This is a genomic window from Thiomonas arsenitoxydans, assembly GCF_000253115.1.
GTDB classification, from domain to species: Bacteria; Pseudomonadota; Gammaproteobacteria; order Burkholderiales; family Burkholderiaceae_C; genus Thiomonas; species Thiomonas arsenitoxydans.
Genome location: NC_014145.1, coordinates 2426895 through 2447772, shown reverse-complemented (window position 1 = coordinate 2447772; position 20878 = coordinate 2426895). Strand labels below are relative to the sequence as shown.

Annotated in this window: 19 protein-coding genes and 2 tRNA genes; 18 read left to right on the top strand and 3 right to left on the bottom strand. The window is 58.9% G+C overall.

What is annotated here, in order from left to right:
* Positions 1-37: 37 nt before the first annotated feature.
* From pssA to dusA, 7 genes are all read left to right on the top strand, one after another.
* Positions 38-931 (top strand): CDP-diacylglycerol--serine O-phosphatidyltransferase, encoded by an 894-nt coding sequence (gene pssA / locus THI_RS11390; protein ID WP_041609001.1) that lies wholly within the window; start codon positions 38-40, stop codon positions 929-931.
* A gap of 62 nt (positions 932-993) precedes the next feature.
* Positions 994-1069: transfer RNA gene (locus tag THI_RS11385), tRNA-Gly, on the top strand.
* A 170-nt stretch (positions 1070-1239) separates the two neighbouring features.
* A tRNA-Cys gene (locus THI_RS11380) sits at positions 1240-1313 on the top strand.
* Between the two features lie 295 nt (positions 1314-1608).
* Complete coding sequence (locus tag THI_RS18490) at positions 1609-2175, top strand: serine O-acetyltransferase (RefSeq protein WP_013106399.1); 567 nt, start codon at positions 1609-1611, stop codon at positions 2173-2175.
* A 100-nt stretch (positions 2176-2275) separates the two neighbouring features.
* Positions 2276-3427: a glycosyltransferase family 4 protein gene (locus tag THI_RS11375; protein ID WP_231836176.1), complete on the top strand. Its 1152-nt coding sequence runs from the start codon at positions 2276-2278 to the stop codon at positions 3425-3427.
* A complete protein-coding gene (locus THI_RS11370) occupies positions 3414-4937 on the top strand; it encodes a lipopolysaccharide biosynthesis protein (protein ID WP_013106397.1) in 1524 nt (507 codons plus the stop codon). The genes THI_RS11375 and THI_RS11370 overlap by 14 nt, the downstream gene beginning before the upstream one ends.
* 84 nt (positions 4938-5021) lie before the next feature.
* Complete coding sequence (gene dusA, locus THI_RS11365; RefSeq protein WP_013106396.1) at positions 5022-6080, top strand: tRNA dihydrouridine(20/20a) synthase DusA; 1059 nt, start codon at positions 5022-5024, stop codon at positions 6078-6080.
* On the opposite strand, the gene mnmH is transcribed toward dusA, so the two are convergent.
* Both mnmH and THI_RS11355 read right to left on the bottom strand, forming a co-directional pair.
* A complete protein-coding gene (mnmH, locus tag THI_RS11360) occupies positions 6050-7177 on the bottom strand; it encodes a tRNA 2-selenouridine(34) synthase MnmH (protein ID WP_013106395.1) in 1128 nt (375 codons plus the stop codon). The two genes, dusA and mnmH, sit on opposite strands and share 31 nt — an antisense overlap.
* Positions 7174-7797, bottom strand: a complete 624-nt coding sequence (locus tag THI_RS11355) for an arylesterase (RefSeq protein WP_013106394.1) — start codon at positions 7795-7797, stop codon at positions 7174-7176. The genes mnmH and THI_RS11355 overlap by 4 nt, the downstream gene beginning before the upstream one ends.
* A gap of 105 nt (positions 7798-7902) precedes the next feature.
* On the opposite strand from THI_RS11355, the gene THI_RS11350 reads away from it, so the two are divergent.
* Positions 7903-8598: an ABC transporter ATP-binding protein gene (locus THI_RS11350; protein ID WP_013106393.1), complete on the top strand. Its 696-nt coding sequence runs from the start codon at positions 7903-7905 to the stop codon at positions 8596-8598.
* Positions 8595-9323, top strand: a complete 729-nt coding sequence (rlmB, locus tag THI_RS11345; RefSeq protein ID WP_013106392.1) for a 23S rRNA (guanosine(2251)-2'-O)-methyltransferase RlmB — start codon at positions 8595-8597, stop codon at positions 9321-9323. The genes THI_RS11350 and rlmB overlap by 4 nt, the downstream gene beginning before the upstream one ends.
* A 7-nt stretch (positions 9324-9330) precedes the next feature.
* Here the strand turns inward: rlmB and THI_RS11340 are convergent, their stop codons facing one another.
* Positions 9331-10638: a DUF3422 family protein gene (locus THI_RS11340; protein WP_013106391.1), complete on the bottom strand. Its 1308-nt coding sequence runs from the start codon at positions 10636-10638 to the stop codon at positions 9331-9333.
* 427 nt (positions 10639-11065) lie between these two features.
* On the opposite strand from THI_RS11340, the gene rpsB reads away from it, so the two are divergent.
* The 9 genes from rpsB (at position 11066) to bamA (ending at position 20869) form a co-directional block, all read left to right on the top strand.
* Positions 11066-11824 (top strand): 30S ribosomal protein S2, encoded by a 759-nt coding sequence (rpsB, locus tag THI_RS11335; protein WP_013106390.1) that lies wholly within the window; start codon positions 11066-11068, stop codon positions 11822-11824.
* Positions 11825-11944: 120 nt separating this feature from the next.
* Positions 11945-12823 (top strand): translation elongation factor Ts, encoded by an 879-nt coding sequence (gene tsf / locus THI_RS11330; RefSeq protein ID WP_013106389.1) that lies wholly within the window; start codon positions 11945-11947, stop codon positions 12821-12823.
* A 138-nt stretch (positions 12824-12961) separates the two neighbouring features.
* Positions 12962-13672 (top strand): UMP kinase, encoded by a 711-nt coding sequence (gene pyrH / locus THI_RS11325; protein ID WP_013106388.1) that lies wholly within the window; start codon positions 12962-12964, stop codon positions 13670-13672.
* Between the two features lie 86 nt (positions 13673-13758).
* Entirely contained in the window at positions 13759-14319 is a 561-nt protein-coding gene (gene frr, locus THI_RS11320) for a ribosome recycling factor (RefSeq protein WP_013106387.1), read from the top strand.
* Between the two features lie 66 nt (positions 14320-14385).
* Positions 14386-15123, top strand: coding sequence for a polyprenyl diphosphate synthase (uppS, locus tag THI_RS11315; RefSeq protein ID WP_013106386.1), 738 nt, complete (start codon positions 14386-14388; stop codon positions 15121-15123).
* A 24-nt stretch (positions 15124-15147) separates the two neighbouring features.
* Positions 15148-15990: a phosphatidate cytidylyltransferase gene (locus THI_RS11310; RefSeq protein WP_013106385.1), complete on the top strand. Its 843-nt coding sequence runs from the start codon at positions 15148-15150 to the stop codon at positions 15988-15990.
* On the top strand, positions 15987-17192 hold the full coding sequence (gene ispC, locus THI_RS11305; protein WP_013106384.1) for a 1-deoxy-D-xylulose-5-phosphate reductoisomerase: 1206 nt from the start codon (positions 15987-15989) through the stop codon (positions 17190-17192). Before THI_RS11310 ends, ispC begins: the two co-directional genes overlap by 4 nt.
* 9 nt (positions 17193-17201) lie before the next feature.
* Positions 17202-18566, top strand: a complete 1365-nt coding sequence (rseP, locus tag THI_RS11300; RefSeq protein WP_013106383.1) for an RIP metalloprotease RseP — start codon at positions 17202-17204, stop codon at positions 18564-18566.
* Positions 18566-20869, top strand: coding sequence for an outer membrane protein assembly factor BamA (gene bamA, locus THI_RS11295; protein WP_407830069.1), 2304 nt, complete (start codon positions 18566-18568; stop codon positions 20867-20869). The genes rseP and bamA overlap by 1 nt, the downstream gene beginning before the upstream one ends.
* Positions 20870-20878: the final 9 nt, after the last annotated feature.

Here is a 20878-nt window from a genome sequence, read left to right as displayed (position 1 = left end):
TTTTCTTAAGACGTCTATTCGTTCAGAGAGGTTGAGCATGTCGCGAAATGTGGCCCAATTTCCCCCGCAGGCCAGTTTGACGGAACGGACAGATGCGCCTCCAAAGGCCGATACGCCTCGGTCGCCGGAGATGACCTATCAGCCGCCTGAGCCTGACGACGATCCTGCACACCGTCGTCGGCGCGGCATTTATCTTCTGCCCAACTCCTTCACCGCTGCCGCGTTGTTCTGCGGCTTCTACGCCATCGTGATGGCGATGAGCGGGCGATACGACTCCGCGGCCACGGCCATTTTCGCCGCCATGGTGCTCGACAGCCTAGATGGCCGGGTTGCGCGGATGACCAATACCCAAAGCGAATTCGGCGCCCAGTTCGACTCGCTCGCCGACATGGTGTCGTTCGGTGCGGCCCCTGCGCTCATCATTTATGAATGGTCGCTGCGCGGTCTGGGCAAGCTGGGCTGGTTGGCCGCCTTTGTGTATTGCGCAGGGGCGGCTCTGCGGCTTGCGCGTTTCAACACCAATGTTGCGGTGATCGACAAACGCTACTTTCAAGGCCTGCCCAGTCCGGCAGCTGCCGCGCTGGTGGCCGGTTTTCTCTGGATCATGACGGATGCCGGTGTGCAGGGCGCGCATGTCGCCTGGTTCAGTTTTGTCATCACGCTTTTCGCCGGACTCACCATGGTGACCAACGTGCCGTTCTACAGCTTCAAGGACGTGAGCTTTCGCCGCAGCGTGCCGTTCATCAGCATCTTTCTCATCGTGCTGTTGATCGGTCTGATCGCGTACCAGCCTCCGCTGGTGTTGTTTGGCTTGTTTGTTCTATATGGATTGTCCGGCTATGGCGTCTATGTGTGGCATCGTCTCAAGGGCCGCCCGGTTAGCGTGATCGCCACCTCAGTGGACGAGCCTGACGAACGCGGCTTGCATTGATCAATCTTTTTACGAGCGAGTGTTGACAAGCGGTTCAGGCGCTGCGAAAATAATTGTTTTACGCGGGAATAGCTCAGTTGGTAGAGCGCAACCTTGCCAAGGTTGAGGTCGCGAGTTCGAGTCTCGTTTCCCGCTCCAAATTCTCAGCAAAAAAGGGAAGCCAAGCTTCCCTTTTTTGTGTCCGGTGCATGTTGTCGCTTTCCTGTGACGACACAGGGTTTGACCAATGGCAGATCAAGCCGGGGTCAGCGCTGCAGCATCCTGCGGTTTTGCGTACGATCTCTAATCTTTACGCAGCCAAGTCGCCCGGCGGGGTGGCAGAGTGGTTATGCAGCGGCCTGCAAAGCCGTCTATGCCGGTTCGATTCCGACCCCCGCCTCCAAATATCTGTAAAAACAACAGCTTACAGGATTGGCCCACACTAACACTGTGGGCTTTTTTTCGTCTTTCGGACATCAATTTGTCCCTGCAATGACCCTGTAGTGACCAAGAACTCCCATTTTCCGGGGGGGGCAAGGGCCGCGTCCCATCTGCTCGACGTTACGCCTCCGCAGGTCTGCTTGGGCTTTCTTGCAGCACCATCCAGCACTGGATCAGCGTCGCTCAGTTGGGGGAGTGCAAGGCAACATTTGAGTGCAAAAATAGATACCGACTGAAATCGCAAAAGGGAGCGCAGCTTGATCAAATCGTACGCAGACTACCAAAGGTATCTCGAGGCGGACCGCATCGCTTTGGGGGTGAATTCGCGCTGGGCCTGGCTGTTTGACGAAATTTTTCAATTTCAGCGCTTGCTTAGAAAAGTCGAATTTCTCACAAACTGTGAGAAAAATTCTTTTCGGCGCCGCCTTGCGGTATATCGTTTTCGTAAGCTTTCGATCAAGCTAGGGTTCTCGATACCGATCAATGTTTTTGGCCCAGGCCTTGCAATTTTGCACTACGGCACGATCGTCGTGAATTCCGGGGCAAGAATTGGTTCGAATTGCAGAATTCATACAGGCGTGAATATCGGAGCGCAGCTTGGCAGAGGAAACGAAGTGCCAAGGATAGGACACAATTGTTATATTGCACCAGGGGCAAAAATTTTTGGTGCGATAGAGATTGGGGACAATACAGCAGTGGGCGCCAATGCGGTAGTCAATAAAAGCTTTCCAGAGGGTAATGCAACTATCGGTGGAATTCCTGCGAAGGTCATTTCACAAAAATCGACTAAAGGACTTTTTGTTCATGGAGATTCTCGATTTTGAGAGACGTGCCAGATCGCGTCATTGATTCTCTTTTTTAAAGTTTATGCAGTTTATCTAAATTGGCATTTCATTCAATATGCATGCCCCAATACGTATATTAATGGTTGTTGACGGACGCTATCCTGCAACGGGTGGTGCAGAGATGCAGGCCCGGCTACTTAGTCGGTCATTCGCCGCTGCCGGTCACGAGGTGCGCGTTCTGGTGCCGCAGCTGGACCGCTCGCTCCCGTTCGCCGATCGGGTCGATGGTATTCCGGTACTAAGATTGGGATATCCGAAAATAAAGGGGCTTGGTGCGATATTGCTCAATCTAAATTTTGCGCTCTGGTTGTTGAGGCATCAAGGTGAATTTGATGCTATTCACATTCATATGATGCATAATCTAGCCGGGGCGGCGGGATGGATTAATCGATGGCTGAAGCCAAATCTTATAGTCAAAGTTTCGGGCGCCGCGGAGTTTCAAGGGGGCATTCTCGACCCAAAATTAATGACAAAGCCTGTTCACTGGATTTTGCGGAAAGGCGCCCAGCGTCTCGATGCCTATCAATGCATCAGCAAGATGACGGTGAAAATCATGCTGGAAGCTGGCTTCGCCAAGGAGCGCCTGCATCTTCTGCCGAATGCAGTGGATTTGGTGCACTTTGCATACAAAGGGACTAGAGATCAGTCTTCACTTCGTGCTGTGTTTGTCGGGCGCCATGTCCCGGTAAAAGGGCTGGATGTCTTACTGGAGTCCTGGGTGAGGGTATCCTTGCAATCACCTGATGCACACTTGACTCTTGCCGGTGATGGACCGGAGAGAGAAAGGTTGATGACGCTTTCCCGGCAGTTGGGCATTGAGAACAGTGTTTCTTTCCCTGGTTTGGTGCAGGATGTGCCGGCACTTTTGTCCTCGCACAATTTGTACGTGCAGGCCTCGCATCAGGAGGGTCTACCCAATGCGGTTCTCGAGGCGATGGCAAATGGACTGCCAACGGTTGCCACCCAGATCAGTGGTCATGAAGATGTGATCACTCATGGCGTGACGGGCTTACTTGTGCGTCCAAATCATGCCGATGAGTTGGCGGCGGCGATTAGTCATTTGGCTGAGAACCCAAGCTTAAGGCAAGAGATGGGCGCAACTGCCCGGCGATTTGTTGAGCAATACTTTTCTACTGAAGCGGTCATGCAATCGCTTTTAGCTGTCTACACTCAGCCAAGTGCTACGCTGAGCCATCCAATGACTAAGGCAAAAATCAATGCAAATCGGTAAGGATGCCGTGGTTAGGGCAAAGGGTGAAAAGCGTGGAGTACTTGCACGCCTTTTTCAGCATACTTCAAATTATTCGATTGGTAGTGTGCTGGTTATGTTGGCCAGCATCATCTCTTTTCCAATTCTCACTCGGATTTTTTCGGTTGCGGAATATGGAACAATGGCATTGGTTACCTCTACGATCCTATTTTTAGTAGGAATAGGAAAACTTGGCCTGCAACACTCGGTAGTACGTTATTACAGCGAGGTTGAGGCGGGGACGAGGAAAAATACTGCGACGCAGTTTTTTTCTACCGTATTATTTGGAATGATTGTCGTTGGGTTGGCTGTGACCTTGCTCAGTATTTTGGGGATCCGTTTTGTGCCCACGGCCTGGTTGTCAAATGAGCAAACAAAATACTTGATTATATTGGCGTCGCCACTGATTTTTATCCGTGTGGTGGATAGTGCGATGTACAACATGCTCCGTGCTCAACAAAAAAGCGGAATTTACAGCACCTACTTCACGGTTAGGAAATATCTTGGGCTGGGTTTGATATTTTTTGTGCTTTTTTATGTTTCACGCACTTTGGAAGGGTTTTTTATTTCTTCCATGGTGGGTGAATTTATTGCTGTAGCAGTGATAATTTTTTACTATGCGAGGCAGCACGTTTTTGATGTGCGGCAGTTTGACAAGCCGCTCTTCATATCGATGTTGGTGTTTGGATTGCCTTTGCTTGCTAGCGAGCTTTCTATGCTGCTGCTGAATATGGGTGGGCGCTACATCATAAATTATCAACTCGGGCCAGAGCCTTTAGGGGCATTTTCCGCTGCGTTTAATTTTAGTGATTATTTGCAAGGGGTGTTGACTGCTTCCTTTGCGCAGGCGGTTGTGCCGATGTACTTCAGGATGTGGGAGCAACAGGGACGCGGGAAAACTATTGAATTCATTCAACAAGCCCTCAAATATTATATTGCGCTAGCACTCCCTGTATTGGGTGGCATGGCTGCTGTAGGTCCTGAATTACTCCGGCTTCTGGCCTCTTCAAAATATGACGTAAGTGCAACATTGATCGTATTTATAGTTGGGGGCATGCTGGTTTCTGGCGGGACTCCAATTTTTAGTGCCGGTATCTACATCAATAAACTAACTAAAGTCGTCATGTATTCGGTATTGACGGCCGCTGCCGTAAATATTGTACTGACATTTCTGCTTGTTCGCCCATTTGGTATTGAGGGAGCTGCTTTTGCTGCCCTGGTCAGCTACATCTTGTACACTGTCATGGCGGCTTATTATGGCCGCAAAGTTGTAAAAATAAACATCCCGTGGTTTGATGTATTAAAATATGGATCATTCACTCTAATAATGTATGTTGTGGTGGTTTACATTGATCCGCCGGATCTGGCTTTTCGAATTTTTTCTCAAATTATTGTCGGCGCGCTTGTGTATGGTGCTTTGATTATTATTTTTGACCGGCAGGTGCGAAATCTATTGCGACAAGGTGTCGCAAAGTTGATGAGGGCGCGATAAGTTTTTGTATGTGCTGGGCGTACGATTTTAATATTCATCTTGATGATATTATTTTTTCTGTTCTTTTTCTGAATTTTTTCACTGATGCTTTCAGCGCTTTCCATTGCCCCGATGCTCGATTGGACGGATCGACATTGCCGCTATTTTCATCGTCTGATTACACGGCAAGCTTTGCTTTACACGGAAATGGTGACGACTGGGGCGTTGCTATATGGAGACGTGGCGCGGCATCTTGATTACAGTTCGCATGAGCACCCTGTTGCGCTGCAGTTAGGCGGTAGTGAGCCAGTTGATCTGGCCTGTTGCGCGAGACTGGCACTTGAATGGGGTTATGACGAAATCAATCTGAACTGTGGGTGCCCCAGTCCTCGGGTGCAGCGTGGGGCATTTGGGGCTTGTTTGATGGCTGAACCCTCGCGGGTGCGGGATTCGGTTGCTGCCATGGTGGAGGCGGTTTCCGGCACGATCCCGGTTACGGTCAAGCACCGCATTGGTGTCGACCATGAGGATAGTTACGGTTTTGTGCGCGATTTTGTGGGAACGGTGTCGCAAGGCGGTTGTGAGACGTTTATCGTGCATGCCCGTTCCGCATGGCTTGATGGCCTCAGCCCGAAGGAAAACCGCGATATTCCACCGCTGCGACCAGAGTTTATTTTGCAGTTGCGGCGTGACTTTCCAGCACTTGCCTTCGTGCTTAATGGCGGCATCAAGACGGGGCAGCAGATCGGCGAGTGGTTGCCGCAGGTTTCCGGCGTGATGGTGGGGCGGGCGGCTTATCAAGACCCGTGGAGTCTGGCGACTTGGGATCGAGAATTTCTGGGGAGTGCCGATTCGGCTGCACCTGAGCGCGAAATCGTCGAAGAGCAAATGGGCGCCTACATTGCGGCGTGGAAGGCAAAGGGCTTGCATCCGCAGGCGATCACCCGGCATATGCTCAATTTGTGGAAGGGGCAACCCGGTGGGCGTCGCTGGCGGCAAGTGTTGAGCGATTCGAGTTTGTTGTCCACGCTGTCGGTGCCTGAGCTATTCGCGACTGCCAGACGCGCCCGCCTGTCGGCCGAAGGCGACGAAGCGATGGAGTGCAATCAACCCAGCCAACTCGGCCAACTCGGTCAACCGTTAACGGCTTCGGCTTGCGTCTGAACGCTCGCCCTGGCGTGCGATTCTGAACGGATTTCTGCGGTTGACAGCGCCACGACCTTCAGCGCGGCGTCGCGGAAAGACTCTCCGTCAATGCCCTTGAGCGCGATGACAGGCGCGGCGTCGAACGCCCGAAAATGGTTGGACATCGACCGGGTGTAGCTCGGGTCGTAGTGGTGCTGCAGGATGTCTGCAGTGAAAGCGGCAAGCTCGCCTTGTGTGATGAGTTCCTGCCAGCGTTCGACGGTTTCGGCGCCTCGCAAGGCGCGCAGGCTGGCTAGGCGCTGCAGCAGCAAGGGGCGATCGGCAGACAACTGGGCGTAGTCGGCCAGCAACAGCGCAACGCGCAGGCTGGTTTCGAGCTCCAGGGTGATGCAATGCCCCTGTCGCATCTGCTCCATCAGCGCATCTGGGACGTGAAGGGCGCCAATCTTCTTGCTCTCTGCCTCGACAAATACCGGGCGGTTCGGATCGAAGCGGCGCAGATCAGCCCACACGCGGGTCTCGAACAATTTTTGCGAGGGCTGAGTTTCACCCGGCTCCAGTCCCAGCACGGAACCTCGATGCTGTGCCAGCGCCTCGAGATCGAGCACTTGCGCCCCGACCTCACGCAATGATTGAAGCAGACGGCTCTTGCCGCAGCCGGTACGGCCGCAGATGACGTGAAATTGAAGTTGCCCGGACCGTTGCTCCAGATCGGCGCGCAGGGCGCGGCGCAAAGACCGATAACCGCCCTGCACCAGCACCACGGAAAAACCGATGCGTGCCAGGATGTGGGCCATCGCGCCCGAGCGGTTGCCGCCGCGCCAGCAGTACACCAGAGGCGTCCAGGATTTGGGCAACTCGGCCGCATGCGCCTCGATGTGGTTGGCGATGTTGCGGGCGATCAGCGTGGCGCCGCGCTTATTGGCGACGAAGGGATCGACCTGGGCGTAAAGCGTGCCGACTTCGGCGCGCTCGGCGTCGTCGAGCACCGGCCAGTTTTGGGCGCCCGGCATGTGATCGAGCGCGAATTCTGAGGGGCTGCGCACGTCGATCACGGCGCTGAAGCACTGCAGCTTCTGCAGTGCTTCAGCGGCATCCATGACGCGGGGGTTCATGGCGCCGATCTCGCGGCAGGCAGGGCCAGCAAAGGGGCGAGGTACGGCCAGACGGTATCGAGCATGGTGGGTTGCGCTTGTGCGGTGGGGTGAATGTTGTCGGACTGAAACCAATCGGGATGGCCGACGACGCCAGAAAGCAGAAACGGGACCTGCGCCACACGCTGCGATTTTGCAACCGCCGGAAACACGGCCGCAAAACGCGCGGTGTACGCCGGGCCGTAGTTTGGCGGAATTTGCATACCGACCAGCAAAACATGCGCGCCCGCCTTTTTGCACAGCGCGACCATACGGCTCAGATTGTTCTGCGTTTGCTGCAAGGAAAGACCGCGCAGGGCATCGTTGCCGCCCAGCTCAATGATGACCACGCGCGGCTTGTCGCGCGCGAGCAGGGCGGGCAGCCGGGCCAGCCCGCCCGCAGTGGTGTCGCCGCTGATGCTGGCGTTGATCACGGTCCAGCGCGGCTCTTTGGCTTCGAGCCGCTGGCGCAGCAGATCGACCCAGCCTTTTCCCGTCTCCAGCCCGTATCCGGCAGACAGGCTGTCGCCCACCACGAGCAGAGTGGCTATGGGCGTGGATACAGGCGGTATGGCGGCCCGAGCGGCGTCCGCTAGCCCCATGCCCGCCGTCAGCGCCGACACCACAAGCCCCAAGACCTTGCGCCGCGACAGCGGGGGCGGGCTTTCTACAATTAACGGCTTTCCATTTTTCATAACAAGGCTTCCATGACGGTCGATGTGATTGTCGCGCAGGATCTGGGCAAGACTGTTTCCGATGTCGGCGACGCCCTGACCATTCTTCACGCGGTGCAACTGCGAGTTCCTGCGGGACAGAGCGTGGCCATTACCGGCGCCTCGGGCTCGGGGAAATCCACGCTGCTGGCTTTGCTCGCCGGCATGGATCGGCCCAGCACAGGCCAGGTGTGGATCGACGGCGTTGATCTCGAAAGCCTCGACGAGAACGGCCGGGCCGATCTGCGGGCGCAGAAAATCGGCTTCGTGTTCCAGAATTTTCAGCTCATCGACCACTACACCGCGCTGGAAAACGTAGTGCTGCCTCTGGAAATTTCCGGGCGTGCTCACGGCGCGGTGGACGCCGCAACGACCTTGCTGCACGCCGTGGGCCTGGGCGAGCGCCTGCATCATCGCCCGGCCTTGCTGTCAGGCGGTGAGCAACAGCGCGTTGCCCTGGCCCGCGCCTTCGTGGGCCGGCCCCGGCTGGTCTTGGCCGACGAGCCGACGGGCAATCTCGATGCGGCCACGGGTGAGCGCATCATGGATTTGATGTTCCGGCTGCGCGCCGAAATGGAGGCAACGCTGGTACTGGTCACACACGATCCGGCGCTGGCCGCTCGCTGCGACCGCGTTTGCACCATGCACGCCGGTCACTTGACCGAACAACCCCAGGCGGTGGCTGCATGAAGCCGCTCTACGGATTTCACGCGGTGGGCGCACGCCTGCGTGCGGCCCCTGCGTCGGTGCACGCGGTGTATGTCGATGCCAGTCGGCGCGATGCGCGCATGCAGCAGTTTCTGCGCAAAGTCGAGGCCTCGGGCGTGGAGCTGAAAACCCTCAGCGCCGAGCGCCTGACTGCGCTGGCGGGCACCGACCGTCATCAGGGCGTGGTGGCGCAGGTCGATGACTTGCCGACTGTGCACGACCTGCACGCCGTGCTCGATGCCGTGGAGGGCGCGCCGCTGGTGCTGGCGCTCGATGGCGTGACCGATCCGCACAACCTCGGCGCCATCCTTCGTACTGCCGACGCGGCGGGGGTGCATCTGGTCATTGCGCCGAAAGATCGCGCGGTCGGGCTCAACCCCACCGTGGCTCGCGTGGCCAGCGGCGCGGCGGAAACCGTGCCCTATCTCATGGTGACCAATTTGGTGCGCAGCCTGGGCGAATTGCAGGATCGCGGCCTGTGGGTGATGGGCACTGACGAGGCCGCGACCGACGATGTCTACGCCGCAAACTGGACGCAGCCCGCGGTGCTGGTGATGGGCGCCGAGGGCGCCGGCATGCGCCGTCTGGTGCGCGAGACCTGCGATCAGCTGCTGCAGATTCCCATGCTCGGCGCAGTGGAGAGCCTCAACGTCTCCGTCGCCGCCGGGGTTTGTCTTTACGAGGCCGTGCGTCAACGGCGCGCCTGAGCCTGATCTATCGGGCTTCGCTGGCGCGCTCCAAGCGGTGATGCATGCGCTGCAGCGCAATCCAGACAATCAGGGCGATGATCGGGATGGAAATGCCCTCGGCCAGCTTGGGCTTGATGTGTAGCCAGGGTTCGGCCGCTTCGAACAAATGGCCCACCAGTGACGCCATGTAGTACGTGATCGCGGCCACCGACAGGCCCTCGACCGTCTGCTGCAGGCGGAGTTGCAGGAACTGCCGACGGTTCATCGACGCCAGCAAGCTGCGGTTTTGCTGCTGCATGGCCACTTCCACCCGCGTGCGCAGCAGGTTGCTGCAGCGTGAAACCCGCTCGGAAAGCGCCTGCTGTCGCCGTGCCGCCCAGGCGCAGGTTTGCATCGCGGGCGCCAGCCGACGCTCTAGGAATTGCCCGATGGTCTGCAGGCCGAAAATCGGTTTTTCGTGCAGTTCAGTCACACGCCGGTTGACCAAGTCGTAGTACGCATTCGCCGCGGTAAACCGGCCGTGAGAAGCGGCATAGACGCCTTCCACGGCAGACGCCAGCAAAGTCAGACGATCCAGGGTTTTGTGGTCGCGATTCGGCTCGGCGTCTTCGGCACCGCCGTTGCTGCCGATGGCGTCCATGATGCTCACCAGATCCTGCTCATATCGGTTGAGTTGGGGGGTGAGTTCGCGAGCGACCGGTAGCGTCAGCAAAGACAGCAGGCGATAAGTCTCGATTTCGAGCAGGCGCTGCACCAGTCGCCCGCGCCGCCGCGCCGACATGGCCTTGCTCAACACAATGAAGCGGGTAAAGCCGTCGGGTGCGATGCGCAGATCGGTGAAGACCTGTGCATGACCGTCGGCCACGTCCGACCCGACCAGCGCATCAATGTCCAGCACCGCGGAAAAATCAGGCAGGGTGTCGCAGCCCAGTTCGCCCTCGGGCATGACGGCGACGTGGTTGGCGCACAGGCGTTGCCCCGGAATGCGCGCCAGCCATTCCGCAGAAACGCGGTCGCAGGCGCAGCGTTCAAACAGCGGATCTTCCGGGCCGAGGGCCTCGTGCGTAATGAAGGTGTAGCTGACGAACTCGCCGTGGCGCTCCCAGCGCAGGCGCACCGGGCCGATCTGCTCCGTGTGAAACATGCTGCCCATTGCTGGCGGCGGCAGGTGCAGATTGCCGAGCAGTTCACTGAGGTGTTCGAACGCCTGTTGCGACTCGGACGGGCTGACCAGCATCACTTGATGGCTGACCTGCGCCGGCGCACCTACTCGCTCGAACGGGCGGGCGTGAATCTCGTTGTGAAGCTGCTGACGTAAAGGATGTTCGGACATAAGAGACGAGCGGCGAGCTGAAAAAGAAAGAGTGGAGGACGCAGGACGGGGCCGAGCCCGTCAGTCGGTCTGGGTGGGCGGAAGTCTGCTATGATGCTCGGGTTTTGTGCGGTGCGGAATGAACGCATAAAAAGCGTTCAGAAAGCACCGGGCCAGCGCAACAAAAAGTGACTAGCCCGCATCAAGCAGCACAAAACAGAAGCACAGAGCGCGCCATGCTACCAACGCGAATGAGGGAGTGATTTGATGGATCGCTCAAAATTCAGCACGAGGTCATTGTGTGGCTCAAACTGTGGCGCAAACCACCCGCAAACCGGCTCAACCAGGTGTTGAGCCGCTGCCGAAGTTACCCGGTGCTTGCACTGGAGAATTTGGGCGGCGTGCCAATCAGAGCCGGATTTCAGACCCAACTTGGATTGGAAACTTCATGTCAGTCTCAATGCGTCAAATGCTGGAAGCCGGGGTGCACTTCGGTCACCAAACCCGCTTCTGGAATCCCAAGATGGCCCCGTACATTTACGGCCATCGCAACAAAATCCATATCGTCAACCTCGAAAAGACGTTGCCGATGTACTTGGAGGCGGCGAAGTTCGCCCGCCAGCTTGCTGCGCGCCGCGGCACCATTCTGTTCGTCGGCACCAAGCGTCAGGCGGGTGAAATCGTGCGTGAACAGGCCGAGCGTTGCGGCATGCCCTATGTCGACCAGCGCTGGCTCGGCGGCATGCTGACCAACTTCAAGACGGTCAAGACCTCGATCAAGAAGCTCAAGGACATGCAGGCCCAGGCGGCCGAGGGTGTGCTCGAGCAGATGAGCAAAAAAGAAGCGCTGACCTTCCAGCGCGAAATGGATAAGCTGGAAAAGTCCATCGGCGGCATTCAAGACATGGCGGCTCTGCCCGATGCGATTTTTGTCATCGACGTGGGCTACCACAAGATCGCCATCGCCGAGGCGAAGACGCTGGGCATTCCGGTGATCGGCGTGGTCGATACCAACCATTCCCCGCTGGGCGTGACTCACATCATTCCGGGCAACGACGACTCGGCCAAAGCCGTGATGCTGTACGCGCAGGGCATGGCCGATGCCATCCTGGAAGGCAAGAACGACGCGGTCAATGAAGTCGTGCAAGCCGTCTCCGAGGGCGAAGAAGAATTCGTCGAAGTTCAGGAAGACGCGCCTGCCGCCTGACGGGGCCAAGATGATCCTGCTGCAACGGCCCGATTCACCGGCCTGAAACACCCCGGGGCTGCGATACACAGCCCCTTTTTTTCAATTGCGTTTCTAGTTTCGATTTCAAGGAGTTCAACAATGGCGGCAATTACCGCAAGCATGGTGGCAGAACTGCGTGCCAAGACCGATGCCCCGATGATGGAGTGCAAAAAGGCGCTGACCGAGGCCGAAGGCGATATGGATCGCGCTGAGGAAATCCTGCGCGTCAAGCTCGGCAGCAAGGCCAGCAAGGCGGCTTCGCGCGTGACGGCCGAAGGCATCGTGGCGGCCTACATCAACGGCACGACCGGCGCGATGATCGAGCTGAACTGCGAAACCGATTTCGTGGCCAAAAATGACGATTTCCTGGCCTTCGGCAAAGACCTGACTCAGTTGATCGCGGCGCAGAACCCTGCCGACGTGGCGGCGCTGTCGACACTGACGCTCGATGGCGAAACCATCGAAGCGCGCCGCAGCAAGCTGATCGGCAAGATCGGCGAGAACATGACCATTCGCCGCTTCAAGCGTTTTGCGGGCGATCACAAGCTGGTGAGCTATCTGCACGGTACGCGCATCGGCGTGATGGTCGAGTTCACCGGCGACGAAGTGGCCGCCAAGGATGTGGCCATGCACATCGCCGCGATGAAGCCGGTGGCGCTGTCGTCGTCGCAGGTGCCTGCTGAGCTGATCGAAAAAGAGCGTTCCATCGCCTCGCAAAAAGCGGCCGAGTCGGGCAAGCCCGCCGAGATCATCGCCAAGATGGTTGAAGGCTCGGTGCAGAAATACCTCAAGGAAGTTTCGCTGTTCGATCAGGTGTTCGTCAAGAACGACAAGCAGACGGTCGAGCAAATGCTGAAATCCGCCAACACCACGGTGCACGGCTTCACCCTGTACGTGGTGGGTGAGGGCATCGAAAAAAAGTCGGAGAATTTTGCGGAAGAGGTGGCCGCACAGATGGCTGCAGCCAAGCAAGGTTGAGCGCTGTCGCCCGGCTGACCGGGGCCGATTGGGGCCAATTGGATCGATTGGGCCCGGTCGCCTAGCACCTTGTCGTCCCGCTTTTGCAGCATCGCCATCTCTGCCTTTTCACCTTTCTACCGCTCGCCAGGAGTCACCATGTCCGGATACAAACGTGTTCTGCTCAAGCTCTCGGGCGAGGCCCTGATGGGCGATGATGCTTATGGCATCAATCGCGTCACCATCGAGGCCATGGTGCGGGACATCGCCGAGGTGGTGCATTCTGGCGTGCAACTGGCGATAGTCATCGGTGGCGGCAACATCTTCCGCGGAGTGGCGGGGGGCGCTGTGGGCATGGACCGGGCGACGGCGGACTATATGGGCATGTTGGCGACGGTGATGAATTCACTCGCGCTGAGCGACGCCATGAAGCACGCCGGGCTGAATCCGCGCGTGATGTCGGCCATTGCCATCGACCAGGTCGTCGAGTCTTATGTGCGGCCCAAAGCGCTGCAGTACCTCGAGGAAGGCAAGTCGGTGATTTTTGCCGGCGGCACGGGCAATCCGTTCTTCACCACCGATACGGCCGCCGCGCTGCGTGCAGCCGAGGTCGGCGCCGAGGTCATGCTCAAGGCGACCAAGGTCGATGGCATCTACACCGCCGATCCGGCCAAAGACCCGCAGGCCGAGCGTTATGCGCGGATCAGCTTCGATGAGGCGATCGCGCGGCGTTTACAAGTGATGGACGCGACGGCTTTTGCACTGTGCCGTGAGCAGAAGATGCCGATTCGCGTATTCAGCATTTTCAAGCCGGGGGCGCTGATGCGCGTGGTTCAAGGCGCGGACGAAGGCACGGACGTCTACGTCTGATTACCATCGCAGTCTTTGAGGCCCGCGCCGCGCTGCTTTTTGCGCAGCGGGTTTTGTTTTTTCCCGATCTGTTTTTGGAGTACATCATGGGAATCGCAGAGATCAAGAAAAACACCGAAGAAAAAATGCACAAGTCGATCGAGTCGCTCAAGCTCGATCTGGCCAAGGTGCGTACCGGACGCGCGCATACCGGCTTGCTCGACCATGTGATGGTGGACTATTACGGCACCATGATGGCGATCAATCAGGTGGCGAACATGAATCTGGTCGATGCCCGCACCATCAGCGTGCAGCCGTGGGAAAAGAAAATGGTCCAGGCCGTCGAGAAGGCGATTCGTGAGTCCGATCTGGGTCTGAATCCCCAGACGCAGGGCGACATCATTCGCGTGCCCATGCCCGCGCTGACCGAAGAGCGCCGCCGCGATCTGGTGAAGGTCATCAAGCAAGAAGGCGAGGGGGCCAAGGTCGCCGTGCGCAATTTGCGCCGCGATGCGAACCAAAGCCTCAAAGACCTCGTCAAAGCGAAAGAAGTCTCCGAAGACGACGAGCGCCGCGCGCAGGACGAGGTGCAGAAAATTACCGACCGCTGCATTGCCGAGATCGACAAACAACTGGCGCAAAAAGAAGCGGAGATCATGGCGGTCTGACGGGAGCCAGCGGATTGTTCCGCTGCTCTGATCGGCGTTCCAAGCTGTGTTTCTCATATTGATGGCATGAGCAAGAAAACCATCGCCAAGCGCGACCCCTCCACGCTGCCACGCCATGTGGCGGTGGTCATGGATGGCAACGGACGCTGGGCACAGCGAAGGTTCTTGCCGCGTTCCTCCGGGCATAAATTCGGTGTTGACGCGCTGAAAAAAATCGTGCGTCACTGTGCGGAGATCGGTGTGAAGCACCTCACGGTGTTCGCGTTTTCTTCTGAAAACTGGGCGCGGCCGGCAGAGGAGGTGCAGACCTTGATGGACCTGTTCGTCAAGGCGCTACAGCGTGAGTCTGCGGAACTGGCCAGACAAGGCGTGCAGTTGCATGTGGTGGGCGATCTGTCGGCCTTTTCTGTCGAGATGCGCGCGCTCATCGACCAGTCCGAGGCGTTGACCCGCCAAAATGACACGCTCGTGCTCAACGTGGCGCTCAACTATGGCGGGCGTTGGGACGTGACGCAGGCGGCACAAGCCCTTTTTGCCGCGCAGGAGGTCCCCACGCAGCAAGCGCTGGCGCGGCATCTGGCCCTGTCGCACTCGCCCGACCCGGATCTGCTGATCCGCACTGGGGGCGAGCATCGCATCAGCAATTTCCTGCTCTGGCAACTGGCCTACACCGAGCTCTATTTCAGCGATATTCTCTGGCCCGACTTCAATGCCGAAGCCTTTGACGCAGCGCTGGCCGATTTTGCCAGCCGCCAGCGTCGTTTCGGTGGCGTTCCCGAGGCCAAATCGCCCGCCGCGGCCTGAGGCGGCGAGCGGCGCATCTGCATCATGTTGCGACAGCGCGTCCTGACCGCCCTGGTGTTGATGGCACTTTTGCTGCCTACCTTGTTCTGGCACGATCCCCTGCCATTTGCGCTATTGGCGCTGGCGTTTTGTGCTGTGGGCATGGGCGAGTGGGCGCGGCTGGCTGGCTATCAAGGCTTTAGCGCGTTGTCTTTCTGGGCTTTGCTCTGGGCGGCGATTGCGGCGGCTTTGCTCTGGCTATTGCAACAGCAGGCCTGGCAGATGGCTTCAGCCTGGCGCTGGTTCTGGCTGGCCTGCAGCATGGCATGGTTGCTCGCGTTGGGGCTGAGTCTGCCAAAGGCCCGCCTGCCCGCGGCGCTGCGTCATCCTTTGGCGCTCACTCTATTGGGCTTTTTGCTGTTGCAGGCTGCCTGGCTGGCGCTGGTCCAACTGCGCGTGCAGGGCGCGCTTTTCATGCTGTCTTTGCTGGCGCTGGTTTGGGTGGCGGATATTGCGGCGTACTTTGGCGGCAGGGCCTGGGGGCGCAGCAAACTCGCGCCGTCGATCAGCCCTGGCAAGACCCGTGCCGGGGCCTGGACGGCTCTGGCTGCCACTCTGTTCTACGCTGCAGTCTGCGCGAGTCTGGCGCCGATATACCCCAATTATTTTTCGCGACTCAACACGCAGTTCGGCGGATTCGGGCTCGCGATTCTGGTCATCGTGCTGCTGGCATTTGCCATTGCGGGCGACCTGTTCGAGTCCTTGCTCAAACGCGCGGCAGGGCTGAAAGACAGCGGCAAGTTGCTGCCGGGACATGGCGGCGTGCTGGACCGCATCGACGCGCTCTTGCCGGTGTTGCCTTTGGCCTTGCTGCTGTTGGCGTTATGAAAACGGTCACCATTCTCGGCTCTACCGGCTCGATCGGCACCAATACGCTGGCCGTGCTGGCGCTGCACCCAGAGCAGTTTCGGGTGTTTGCCCTGGCCGCGCACAGCAATGCCGACAAACTGTTTGCTCAGTGTCTTGAATTTCGCCCGAACTACGCCGTGCTCGGCAGTGCGCAGGCGGCCAGCAGCCTGCAGCAACGTTTGCGCGCCGAGCATTGCCCGACGGAAGTATTGAGCGGCCCCCGGGCGCTCGACGACGTGGCGGCCGCGCCCGAAGTCGATCTGGTCATGGCCGCCATCGTGGGCGCCGCCGGTCTGTCGGCCAGCCTCGCCGCGGCCCGTGCCGGCAAGCGGCTGCTGCTGGCCAACAAAGAGTCGCTGGTCGTCGCCGGCGATCTACTGTTGCAGGCCTTGGCGCAAGGCGGCGGCGATCTCATTCCCATCGACAGCGAACACAGCGCCATTCAGCAAAGTCTGCCCGATGATCGCAGCCGCTGGCAGGCGGACGTGCGCAACATCGTGCTGACCGCTTCGGGCGGGCCGTTTCGCCAGCGTGCCGCGCACACCTTGCAGGCGGTCACGCCGACGGAGGCCTGCGCCCACCCGAACTGGAGCATGGGCGCGAAGATCTCGGTCGATTCCGCCACCATGATGAACAAGGCGCTGGAGGTCATCGAGGCGCACTATCTGTTCGGCATGCGGCCCGAACAGATCGAGGTGCTGATCCATCCCCAGAGCATCGTGCATTCGATGGTCAACTATCACGACGGCTCGGTGATTGCCCAACTCGGGCAGCCCGATATGCGCACCCCTATTGCCTACGGCCTGTCCTATCCCGCCCGCATGGCCTCGGGCGCGCCGTGGCTCGACCTGGCGCGCGTGGGACGGCTCGATTTCGAACAACCCGATCCCCAGCGGTTCCCGGGCCTGGCCTTGGCCTTCGAGGCTCTGCGCATGCCGGTGGGCGCCTGCGCCGTGCTCAATGCCGCCAACGAAGTGGCCGTGGACGCCTTCCTTCATCAGCGCATCCGGTTTACCGATATTCACCGGATCAATGCGGATTTGCTGGCAAGTGCACAATGCGCGGGCTGTGATTCCCTGGAGGCCCTGGCTGAACTAGACGTCCATACGCGACTCCAAGCGCAACAGCGCGTCGCGCAACTCTCTCCCTCCGGGCGGGGCGGCGCGGCGCAACTGGCCTGACGCGAAACCATGAACCTGCTCATCACCCTGCTGGCGTTTGCCTTTGCACTCGGCGTGCTCATCACCATCCACGAGTTCGGTCACTACCGTGTGGCCGTGGCGTGCGGCGTCAAGGTGCTGCGGTTTTCCATCGGCTTCGGCAGACCCTTGCTGCGCTGGACGCGAGGCGCCGACAAAACTGAATTCACCCTGGCCTGGATTCCGCTCGGCGGCTATGTGAAGATGCTCGACGAACGCGAGGGCGAAGTGGCCGAGGCCGAACTGCCGCGTGCGTTCAACCGACAAAGTCTGTCCAAGCGCGCGGCCATCGTTGCAGCAGGGCCGGCGGCCAATCTATTGCTCGCTACCCTGCTGTTTGCCGTGGTGGCGTTCGCTGGCGTGCGCGAGCCGGTTGCCATACTGGGCGCGCCGCCGGTTCATTCCGCCGCTGCCGCAGCGGGAGTGCAGGGCGGTGAGCGTGTCTTGGCGGTCGTGCATGACGGCTCGCAGGAAGCCGTGCAGAGTTGGACGGGGCTGCGCTGGACGCTGCTGAATGCTGCGATGAACGGCGATCGCATCGCGCTCGTCGTCGAACGACAAACGGACGGCCCGATGCACCAAATTGCTCTCGATTTTTCTTCGAGCATGCGAGCGGCGGAGAGCGCCGGGTTTCTCACCAGCTACGGTTTGCATCTGCAGAGCCCGCCGGCCGAGATTCGGGAAGTGGCCGCAGGCGGCCCGGCGCAGCGCAGCGGCCTGCTTGCGGGCGACCGGATCGTCGCAGTGGACGGCAAACCCATCGTCACGGCAGACGCCCTGATGCGCTCCATTCAAACATCGGGTGGCAAGCCGATGCAGCTTGAGGTGCGTCGCGATGGCCGTACTTTCCAAACCCAGTTGCAGGCGAAACCGGTGCAGGTCAATGGCCAGTCAGTCTGGCGCATCGAGGCCATGCTGGGCGGCGAAATTCCCACAGTGAAAATCGAGCGCAATCCGCTGCAGGCCTTGCAGGACGGCGTACAGCGCACCTGGGATCTTTCGGCCCTGACCCTCAAGACCCTCGGGCGCATGGTGATCGGCCAGGCTTCGCTGCAAAACTTGAGCGGCCCGGTCACGATTGCCGATTACGCGGGTAAAAGCGCCGAGCTGGGCTGGATGGCGTATCTCAGCTTTCTGGCCGTGGTCAGCGTCAGCCTGGGTGTGCTCAATCTGCTGCCTTTGCCCATTCTGGACGGAGGGCATCTCCTGTATTATGCGTACGAGGGATTGACCCGTCGCAGCGTTTCGCAACGCTGGCAAGAAAGGCTGCAGCAAGGCGGTCTCGCGGTCATCGCCATGATGATGGCCATCGCCCTCTACAACGATCTGGTTCGCTTGCTCGGCCAGATGCACTAATCCAGCTCGAGGTCAATTTGAGGTTTTCTCCCGCACTTCGTTGTGCGACGGCGGTTGTGATCGCTGTTGCAGGCGTGCAAGCACACGCAGCTGAATCGTTCACTATCAAGGACATCCGCGTTGACGGTCTGCAAAGAACCGAACCCGGTACCGTGTTCAGCTATCTGCCGTTTCGGGTCGGTGAAACCTACACGCCCGAGGGTGGGGCGGCGGCCATTCGGGCCTTGTTCGCCACCGGGCTGTTCAAAAATGTTCGCATCGAAACCGACAACGATGTGGTCACCCTCATCGTCGAGGAGCGTCCGACGATTGCCGGGGTTGAGTTCGCCGGAACCAAGGAGTTCGACAAAAAGGCCTTGACGACGGCGCTCGCCTCCGTGGGGCTTGCCGAAGCCCGGCCTTACGACCAAGCGCTCATCGATCAGGCCGTGCAGGAACTCAAGCAGCAATATCTGGCCAAGGGCTTCTATGGCACCGAGGTGAATGTCACGACCACGCCGCTGCCGCGCAACCGGGTGAACGTGTTGTTCACCGTAGTCGAAGGGCAGATTGCCAAGATTCGTTCCATCCGCGTCGTGGGCAACAAGGTGTTCGGCGAAGGCACGTTGCTGGGCTTGTTTACCCTCAGCACGCCGGGTTGGCTGAGCTGGTATACCAAGGACGATCAGTATTCCAAGGCCAAGCTCAATACCGATCTGGAGACCCTGCGCTCCTACTACCAAGACCGGGGCTATCTCGATTTTCGCATCGACTCCACGCAGGTGGCTCTGTCGCCCGATAAAGACGGCATCTATATCACCGTCAACGTGCACGAGGGGCCGAAGTACACCGTGTCGGGCTACCAACTCGCGGGCAACTATCTCGGGCAGGACGATGAATTCCGCGCACTGGTCAAACTCAAGCCGGGCGAGACTTACAGTGCGCAGGCGCTCAACGAGAGCGTGAAGGCCATCACCAATCAGTTCGGCGTGTATGGCTATGCCTTCGCCCGGGTCGAGGCCAAACCGGTGATCGATCGTCAGACGGATCAGGTTTCCTTCACCATCACGGCCGATCCGGGTAAGCGCATCTATGTGCGCCGCATCGATATCGCGGGCAACACCCGCACGCGGGACGAAGTGATTCGCCGTGAATTCCGGCAATTCGAAGACTCCTGGTACGACTCCGACCGCATCAAACTCTCGCGCGATCGGGTGGATCGTCTGGGTTACTTCAAGGGAGTCACGCTGCAGCCGCGTGAAGTGCCGGGCACCAACGATCAGGTCGATCTCGACACGAACGTGGAGGAGAAGCCTACGGGCAGTCTGTCTCTGGGCGTGGGCTTTTCGAGTGCGGACAAACTGTCGTTCAACGCCGGCATCAGCCAAGACAATATTTTTGGCAGCGGCAACAACCTCGCGGTCGACTTCAACACGTCGAGCTACTACCGCACGCTGTCGGTGTCGAGCACCAATCCGTACTTCACCGAAGACGGCATCAGCCGCACGGTGAATGCGTATTACCGCACCATCCAGCCATACACCAGCCAGGGTAGCAATTACAAGATCGTCACCCCGGGGTTCAACCTTCAGTTCGGCATTCCGTTCACCGAAGAAGACCGGGTGTTTTTCGGCGCCGGTTATGAGCGCTACACCCTGGACCTCTCTCCGGGTGCGCCGGCCTCCTACATCGCCTATGTCAACCAGTTCGGCAAGACATCAAGCGGCATTCCGCTGACCATCGGCTGGCAGCGCGACAGCCGCAACAGCGCCCTGGTGCCCACCGATGGCCGCTATCAGCGCCTGAGCTTCGAGATCAGTCCGTTCAGCACCCTGCGCTACGACCGCATCACTTATCAATACCAACAGTATCTGCCGCTTACGCGAACCACCAATCTCGCGTTCAACGGCTTGATCGGTTATGCCCACGGTTTGAACGGCCGCCCCTTGCCGGTGTTCAAGAATTTGTACGCCGGCGGTATCGGCACCGTGCGTGGCTTCCAGCAAAGTTCGCTGGGCCCGCAAGATGCTCAGGGCAATGCGCTGGGCGGGGCCAAAATGCTGATTGCCGATTTCGAGTATCAGTTTCCTTTCCCCGGCACCGGCGCGGACAAATCGCTTCGCATGTCGGTGTTCAATGACAACGGCTATGTGTGGGGCGAGAACCAGAAAGTCAGCCTGAGCGATATGCGCTCGTCCATTGGTATCGGCGTGTCCTGGATTTCACCCATTGGCCCGTTGAAGTTCAGTGTGGCCAAGGCGGTTCGCTACAAGTCCACCGATAAACTCCAGAGTTTCCAGTTCACGGTTGGCGCCGGTTTCTAACCTCATACA

Coding starts and splice junctions, on each gene's coding strand:
- THI_RS11375 (WP_231836176.1), top strand. CDS start 2,276: ATGGTTGTTGACGGACGCTATCCTGCAACGGGTGGTGCAGAGATGCAG.
- THI_RS11350 (WP_013106393.1), top strand. CDS start 7,903: ATGACGGTCGATGTGATTGTCGCGCAGGATCTGGGCAAGACTGTTTCC.
- uppS (WP_013106386.1), top strand. CDS start 14,386: ATGAGCAAGAAAACCATCGCCAAGCGCGACCCCTCCACGCTGCCACGC.
- dusA (WP_013106396.1), top strand. CDS start 5,022: ATGCTTTCAGCGCTTTCCATTGCCCCGATGCTCGATTGGACGGATCGA.
- tsf (WP_013106389.1), top strand. CDS start 11,945: ATGGCGGCAATTACCGCAAGCATGGTGGCAGAACTGCGTGCCAAGACC.
- pssA (WP_041609001.1), top strand. CDS start 38: ATGTCGCGAAATGTGGCCCAATTTCCCCCGCAGGCCAGTTTGACGGAA.
- THI_RS11370 (WP_013106397.1), top strand. CDS start 3,414: ATGCAAATCGGTAAGGATGCCGTGGTTAGGGCAAAGGGTGAAAAGCGT.
- mnmH (WP_013106395.1), bottom strand. CDS start 7,177: ATGAACCCCCGCGTCATGGATGCCGCTGAAGCACTGCAGAAGCTGCAG.
- rlmB (WP_013106392.1), top strand. CDS start 8,595: ATGAAGCCGCTCTACGGATTTCACGCGGTGGGCGCACGCCTGCGTGCG.
- THI_RS11355 (WP_013106394.1), bottom strand. CDS start 7,797: ATGGGGCTAGCGGACGCCGCTCGGGCCGCCATACCGCCTGTATCCACG.
- frr (WP_013106387.1), top strand. CDS start 13,759: ATGGGAATCGCAGAGATCAAGAAAAACACCGAAGAAAAAATGCACAAG.
- rseP (WP_013106383.1), top strand. CDS start 17,202: ATGAACCTGCTCATCACCCTGCTGGCGTTTGCCTTTGCACTCGGCGTG.
- pyrH (WP_013106388.1), top strand. CDS start 12,962: ATGTCCGGATACAAACGTGTTCTGCTCAAGCTCTCGGGCGAGGCCCTG.
- rpsB (WP_013106390.1), top strand. CDS start 11,066: ATGTCAGTCTCAATGCGTCAAATGCTGGAAGCCGGGGTGCACTTCGGT.
- ispC (WP_013106384.1), top strand. CDS start 15,987: ATGAAAACGGTCACCATTCTCGGCTCTACCGGCTCGATCGGCACCAAT.
- THI_RS11340 (WP_013106391.1), bottom strand. CDS start 10,638: ATGTCCGAACATCCTTTACGTCAGCAGCTTCACAACGAGATTCACGCC.
- THI_RS11310 (WP_013106385.1), top strand. CDS start 15,148: ATGTTGCGACAGCGCGTCCTGACCGCCCTGGTGTTGATGGCACTTTTG.